The sequence below is a fragment of the Streptomyces sp. NPDC058469 genome (assembly GCF_042721125.1).
GTDB lineage: Bacteria > Actinomycetota > Actinomycetes > Streptomycetales > Streptomycetaceae > Streptomyces.
The window spans coordinates 1-4137 of sequence record NZ_JBHXME010000051.1; the positions used below are offsets into that span (position 1 = coordinate 1).

6 protein-coding genes are annotated in these 4137 nt (G+C 69.4%); 1 reads left to right on the forward strand and 5 read right to left on the reverse strand.

Annotation, left to right across the window (positions count from 1 at the left end; all coding sequences use genetic code 11):
• Positions 1 to 269: 269 nt before the first annotated feature.
• The 5 genes from ACFWP5_RS22245 to ACFWP5_RS22265 all read right to left on the reverse strand — a co-directional run bounded on the left by ACFWP5_RS22245 (position 270) and on the right by ACFWP5_RS22265 (position 3443).
• Entirely contained in the window at positions 270 to 959 is a 690-nt protein-coding gene (locus tag ACFWP5_RS22245) for a pyridoxal 5'-phosphate synthase (protein WP_384159097.1), read from the reverse strand.
• A gap of 10 nt (positions 960 to 969) precedes the next feature.
• Positions 970 to 1863 carry a GNAT family N-acetyltransferase gene (locus ACFWP5_RS22250; protein WP_384159100.1) on the reverse strand — a complete coding sequence of 298 codons (894 nt, stop codon included), beginning with the start codon at positions 1861 to 1863 and terminating at the stop codon, positions 970 to 972.
• Positions 1863 to 2462, reverse strand: coding sequence for a GNAT family N-acetyltransferase (locus ACFWP5_RS22255; protein ID WP_384159103.1), 600 nt, complete (start codon positions 2460 to 2462; stop codon positions 1863 to 1865). The genes ACFWP5_RS22250 and ACFWP5_RS22255 overlap by 1 nt, the downstream gene beginning before the upstream one ends.
• 94 nt (positions 2463 to 2556) lie before the next feature.
• Entirely contained in the window at positions 2557 to 2994 is a 438-nt protein-coding gene (locus ACFWP5_RS22260; RefSeq protein ID WP_384159106.1) for a Zn-ribbon domain-containing OB-fold protein, read from the reverse strand.
• Entirely contained in the window at positions 2994 to 3443 is a 450-nt protein-coding gene (locus ACFWP5_RS22265) for a DoxX family protein (protein ID WP_384159109.1), read from the reverse strand. Before ACFWP5_RS22265 ends, ACFWP5_RS22260 begins: the two co-directional genes overlap by 1 nt.
• Positions 3444 to 3686: 243 nt before the next feature.
• On the opposite strand from ACFWP5_RS22265, the gene ACFWP5_RS22270 reads away from it, so the two are divergent.
• A complete protein-coding gene (locus ACFWP5_RS22270; protein WP_384159112.1) occupies positions 3687 to 4085 on the forward strand; it encodes a hypothetical protein in 399 nt (132 codons plus the stop codon).
• Positions 4086 to 4137: the final 52 nt, after the last annotated feature.

Consider the following 4137-nt stretch of genomic DNA (forward strand, 5'->3'; position numbering starts at 1 on the left):
GCCGCTGAGCCGGCCCGGCGTGCAGGCGAGACGGCAGCGCGCCCCTATGCTCCGGCCCGGAACGCAGTACAGGCAGGGGAATTCATGCCTGAGCCACCCGTTCCTCCGGGCCGCTCGCTCGCTTCTCAAACGGGCTGGAGCGGGTCGAGTCAAGGGTGGAGCGCAGCGGAATCGGCGCAGCCGACGCGACCGCAGGGAGCGCCCTTTACTCGGGCCGCGGAAGCCCGACACTGACAAAGAAGCGAGTGGCCCAACGTTCACGTCACAACTCAGGGCCAGAGCAACCCCTTCGACCAGCCCCGCTCCCCCCGGACATAACTCAGACGCACGTGTCGTCGTAGCGCATCGCCCTGAAAGAACTCGACCTCGTCCGGGAACACGCGGTACAGGGTCCAGGACGGGGCAGGGGTCTCCGGTTCTCGTTGTGCCAGTTCCCAGGCCGCTTCCGACGCCTGCGCCAACTCGCCCAAGGACGGGAGGACTTCACTCTGGTGGCCGGTCAGCGCTGCCGCCAGGGCACCCGTCGAGTGCGCGTGCAGATCCGCCTGGGACTCGGTCGGTGTCGCGGGGATGACGGGGCCTCGTAGGCGGACCTGGCGGCCGAGGCGGGGCCAGTAGAAGGAGAGGGCGGCGTAGGGGAACGTGGTGAGCTGGTGGCCTTTGCGGCTGGTGGCGTGGGTCGCGAAGGACCAGCCCTCGTTGTCCGCGCCGTGCAGCATCACGATCCGTACGTCCGGGAGGCCACCGCCCTCGGTCTCAGGGTCCCCGTCCCTCGTCGCCAGAGACATCACGTGCGGTTCGGTCTCGCCCGCCGCCACCGCCTCCACGAACCAGGTGGTGAAGAGGGCGAGTGGGGTGTCCGGTGCTGCGGTCGGGTCCAGCGACGGCAGCTCGGTCACCTCCGGGGCCCATACCCGCAGTGACTTCAGCAGTTCGTGAAGATCCGTTCCCGTTCCCATGGGTCGAGTATCACCTTGGACCTGGACCTGGACCTGGACCTGGGTCGGATCGGAAGTCGTATCCGGCGAAGTCCTCCACCGGGCGGTACCCGATCCGTTGGTACAGGGCGTTGCTCGTCGGGTTGGCCAGGTCGGTGAACAGCAGTACCTCCTCCGCGCCCGCCGCCCGCGCGACCCGGCTGACCTCCGCCGTGACCGCACCGGCGTACCCCCGGTCCCTGAGGTCCGCCGGGGTGTAGACGGGGGCTACGCGGATCTGGCCGGCCACCTTCGCCGTGACCCCGGCCATCGACACCGGCGTACCGTCCGGGGTCTCCCAGAACGTGACCCCGCCGTACGCGATCCGCGCGTCGGCCCACTCGCCGGAGTCCTGCCTGGTGCCACCCTCACCGACGGCCTCGGCGAACTCGGCGTGCCAGTGCATGAGTTGTTCACGGTCCTTTGTTGTCGCGACTCTCGGGCGGCCGGGCGGAACGGGCTCCGGGATCGTCAACTCACCCAGGCGGTAGAGGCGTTGGCGCGCGTGGAGTTCGAGTACGGATCCCGTCCGTCGCGCCCACGCCTCCGCGAAGGCCGACGCCGTGTCCCGTTCGCCCATGACGCCCGGCAACTCGTCGCCTAGGTCGGCCAGTTGGGCTGCCAGTGCGGTGGCCTCCTCTGCGGTGAGAGGCGTCAGCATCAGGCGGCCGGGCGGCGTCCGGAAGAAGGCGGCGCGTACGGCACCGTCCCGTTCCAGTACGCCGAACACCGGGTCGCCCTTGCCGTGAATGTGCAGCCCGCGCCTGCGCAGCGAGTCCGTCACCGTCAGCGTGACGGTGTGCAGCGCCGGGCGCGACCGCAGGAAGTCCCCTGCGTGGGTGAGGAATTGGTTCAGGTCCCCGGTGATACGCCAGTCGCGGTCCATCACACCTCCGGGTCCGGGTCCGTCGCCAGCCGGCCGTGCAGGTGTACGTCACGGAACGCGTCCCGTCGGCCCGCCTCGAACATCGCCCCGCGCAGTGTCCCCTCGGCCGGAAAGCCGCAGTGTTCGGCGATGTGGCAGGAGGCGTCGTGGCCGAGGGCGTGGCCCAGTTCGAGGCGGTGCAGGCCCAGGTCGGTCAGGGCCCAGCGGGCGGCGAGGGTGAGGGCGCGGGTGGCGACGTTGCGGCCTCGGGCCTCGGGGAGGGTCCAGTAGCCGACGCGGGCGACGCGGATGATGTGGTCGATGTCGTTGACGCCGATGTGCCCGAGCGTCGTACCGCTGGCCGCGTCCGTGACGCAGAACGACGCGCTGACGCCGTCCTCCGCGTTCTCGGCGCGGGAGCGCAGCGAGTTGCGGGCGCCGGCGACATCCGTGATCGGCCGCAGCGGAGTGTTCCAGCGCTGGAACTCGGGGTCCGACACTCCACGCAGCCAGTCCGTCACATCACTGTCGGCATCGGCGTCCCAGGGGCGCAGCCGAAGCCCATGACCGTTCAGCTCAGGGAAGGGCTGCTGCAGAGACCGCTCGCGTATGTGGGCCATCGCGCCATTGAATCAAGCCCCTTGTGCGCCGGGTATGTGATTTTCGGCGGCCTGCGGGCCCGGATCGCCATGGCCCGGGCATCGGAGCAGCGGCTCACTGCGGCCTGAACACCGGCACCCCGTCCCGGAACGTCACCTCCACCGCCATCCCGGCCCGCAGTCCCGCCGACTCCGACCCGGATTCGGATTCGGAGTCGGAGTCGGATTCGGAGTCGGATTCCACGATCTCCGTCATCATCCGCGGGCCCTCCGCGAGATCGACCACCGCCGCCACGTACGGCACCCGCTCCCCGAAGGGCGGCAGGTCGTTGCGGTGGACGACGGACCAGGTGTAGAGCGTGGCGTGGCCGCTCGCGGGCTCCCAGGTGACGTTCTCGCTCCAGCAGTGGGGGCAGAACTCGCGGGGGTAGTGATGGGCCCGTCCGCAGTCCGCGCAGCGGCGGAGGAGCAGGCGGCCCTGTGCCGCGGCCTCCCAGTAGGTGCGGGTGAACGCATCGGGCTCGGGGAGGTCGTAGCGCGGGGAGGCGGTCATCAGAACCATCCCAGTGCCGCGTCCATCGACCACACCTGCCAGGACATCGCGAACAGGCCGACCACCGAGACGAGCGCCATCATCGCGTTCTGTCCCTGCTCCGCCCAGTCGTGGATCATGAGCGTGAAGTAGAGGACGTTGAGGAGCAGGCCCCCGACGAGCGCGGCCGGGGTGAGGAGCCCCAGGACCAGGCCGAGGCCGACCGCCAACTCGGCGTAGACGACGACGTACGCCATCGTGCGCGGGCGCGGCGCGACCATCACGTCGAAGCCCGAACGGACCGCCGTCCAGCGGTGTTTGGCGGCGACGTCGGCCGCCCAGGCGATCCCGGTGCCGCGCTCGAACCAGGCCTTCTTGTCCTTGTGCCGCCAGCTCTCCAGCCACCACAGCCCGAGTCCTATACGGAGGACCGCGAGCCAGTCCGCTCCGCTGAGCCAGATCGCATCCATGAATCTGACGGTACGTCAGAACATGGAGAAAACCGAGAGGGGGCCGTGAAATTCCTGTGTCCCGGCCTTGCCGCCGACCGTGCCGCTGTGGGTCCCCCATGAATCCCCGCGGATTGTTGACGATTTTGTTCGCCGCCGATTACGTTCGCAAGCGCAAGGCCAAGGAGCGGTCAGGAAGACACGGTCGAAAAGACGAGAGGCAGCACGGTGAAGCACAGGGCAGTGAAGCGCAGGACGGTAGTCATGGGCATCGGCGCGACCGCCGGTGTCGCGGCGGTCGGCGGCATCGCGCTCAGCGCGAACGCGAGCAGCTCGAAGTCGTCGTCCTCGTCCTCCTCGGACGCCCTGGTCTTCGACCCGGACGCGTACACGAAGCTGACGACGACCATCACGGACACGGACGGCACCGACCACTCCGTGACGTACCACTTCTGGAAGGCGATCGCCTACGTCGCCAAGCCGGTCGACGCCACCCACCAGTCGCTGAACGTCAGCGTGCCGGTCGAGATCGACGGTACGGCCGTGGACGCGACGAACGCGCCGATCCTGTTCGCGAACTCCGTCGGCGGCTACATGCCCTCCTCCGTTGCGGACGCCACCGGCATCGGCGGCGGCAGCGCCTCCGTAGGAGACGGGAGGTGAGCGGGCCCAGGTCGATGCCGTGCGGATGCGCGAGGAGCTGTTGGAGGGTGAG